Source organism: Streptomyces luteosporeus (assembly GCF_039532865.1).
Lineage (GTDB): Bacteria > Actinomycetota > Actinomycetes > Streptomycetales > Streptomycetaceae > Streptomyces > Streptomyces luteosporeus.
On the sequence record NZ_BAAASL010000044.1, the window covers coordinates 1 to 1,888 of the forward strand.

General features: G+C 50.4%; 4 protein-coding genes. All 4 read right to left on the reverse strand.

Going from position 1 to position 1,888, the window contains the following annotated elements; genetic code table 11:
- The coding region (locus tag ABD361_RS30245; RefSeq protein ID WP_344440166.1) for a CopG family ribbon-helix-helix protein at positions 1 to 245 on the reverse strand (245 nt) is incomplete at its 3' end.
- Positions 246 to 311: 66 nt separating this feature from the next.
- Positions 312 to 656, reverse strand: coding sequence for a TonB family protein (locus tag ABD361_RS30250; RefSeq protein WP_344440168.1), 345 nt, complete (start codon positions 654 to 656; stop codon positions 312 to 314).
- A gap of 17 nt (positions 657 to 673) precedes the next feature.
- On the reverse strand, positions 674 to 1,045 hold the full coding sequence (gene tolA / locus ABD361_RS30255) for a cell envelope integrity protein TolA (RefSeq protein ID WP_344440170.1): 372 nt from the start codon (positions 1,043 to 1,045) through the stop codon (positions 674 to 676).
- 273 nt (positions 1,046 to 1,318) lie between these two features.
- Positions 1,319 to 1,564: a hypothetical protein gene (locus tag ABD361_RS30260; protein ID WP_032440458.1), complete on the reverse strand. Its 246-nt coding sequence runs from the start codon at positions 1,562 to 1,564 to the stop codon at positions 1,319 to 1,321.
- Positions 1,565 to 1,888: the final 324 nt, after the last annotated feature.

A 1,888-nucleotide genomic window follows, 5' to 3' on the forward strand; every position in this document is an offset into this window, starting at 1 on the left:
CGCTTCTCTTCCCGGTCGATGTATTCGGTGATTGCCTCCAGCATTAGCGCGTGCGCTGAGCGGTGCCGGTCATCGGCCAGCGTTTTCAGCCGGTCCTTAAGTTCTTCATCGAGCCTGATGGATGTTGCTGATGACATAAAAGCCCCTTTGTAGTCATATGTATTACACATGACTACTTTAATCCGTGGCGGCGCTATTTGCCAGAAATACGGCTTTTGCTGCCCATTTTTCAGCTTCGCTTCCACTAATCAGGGCTGCTACAGGCTCACTCATCATCCAGGACTATTGCAGCCTGCGGGTTAAAGGACCTGTTACTGGCGGCAACCATCATCATTGAGCTTTTGGGTGGTGACTGGTCGCGGATCCTGTAAGCCGTCATTTTTCAGACTGAATTCAAAATTTATAACCTGTCGCATTGCCGGGTGCCCTGCGGGATATAGCCAGTGCCTCATTGCCGTCAGCGTTTCCCGAAAAAAAAGGTGACAGCCGGTAAGCGACACGTTGTCCACTCGTCCATCGTCCAGAATATCAAACGTGGCGGTCACCTGACCTTCGATGCGTTTTGCTGCGGCCTGTACCGGGTAGGTTGGCTGCAGTGTGGTTACGGGTTTTAGTGGTATCGCATGTACCGGAGTGAGGAACATGGCCGCCAGCACTGTCAGAGTAAAAGCTTTCATGGTCTGAAATCCAGAGGGGCGTCTTTGAATATTTGCCAGGTATTTTCATCCGGTGCCGGCGGAATTTTGGCGTGGGTAACGGCTGATATTGCTGCTTTACAGAGTTTCGGATCTCCTCCTTCAGCAATGGCGCTGTTCAGAGTGCCATCACGTTGTATGGATATCCGCACGGTGCACATTTTTCCCGCATAGGCCTCTGGTTCAAACATCTGCATTTCAACAGCGGTCTTGATGGCCGCAGCGTAGCTACTGATTTTAGATGACTTATCCAGAGTATAAATTTTCGGCGGCTGGGTGGTGGAATGCTTACAGGCCGTCAGGAGTAAGGGGCTGCACAATGCCAGCAGGATAAAGGGTATTAAACGCATCGGGTTGATGACCTGTCAGTAAAAAATGTTACATGTATATTTGTCACTCTTTACGGCCACGTTCATTTACATAAACACGGCTTATCGTATCGTTTTTACACCAAACGGCCCGCCATGCAGTTGCGTGCATAGGCATGCAGCGGGTTACAATTTACCGGGCGCGTTTCCGGCGGTTTTCCGGGTGGTTTGTTGCCTGTTTTATCCCGTAGCCGCCGGAAACGCCCTCAGACCGTCTGAGCGGTGCGGGCAATGCGACGTTATGGTAAATACCCCTTACCGGCGGCGCTGTGGCTGCCAGGTGAAGGTGGTTTCCGTAGCCTCGTATTTCTCCCGACGCATTTCCTGCGCCCGCCTGGCTTCACGTTCGTCCTGAATGGCACGAAGCACCCTTTCCCGCACCTGTTGTTTTACCGCCTTTGGCAGCGTTTTGTTCCCTTTCAGGCCCATGGCCAGTGCCTGAGCGACAAAGGCGTCCGCCAGGCGCTTTTCTTCAGCGGGAGTCAGTTTCAGGTGCGTCATAGTGGCCTCCGGGCGTCTCAGGTTTCCCGAACAGTTTAACCGCAGGTCCTCTCCTCATGCCAGTTAGCTTTCAGATGTGTCTATACCATCTGAAATGTAAGTGTGATGAATGTCTTAAATAATAAAATTTGTTGCCATGAGAAATTTTCGGGAAAAGACGCGATCTGCTTACAGGTGGCTCCGGGCGCTTTTTTGTGCCTGAAGATGAGAACTAATCTCATATATTGACACCTGAAAACGGGAGGAGTAAGGTAATAATTATACTGTGTATATGTACAGTATGTTGGCTTTAATTTATTGTTTTAAATGTCAAAGAGGAAAAGG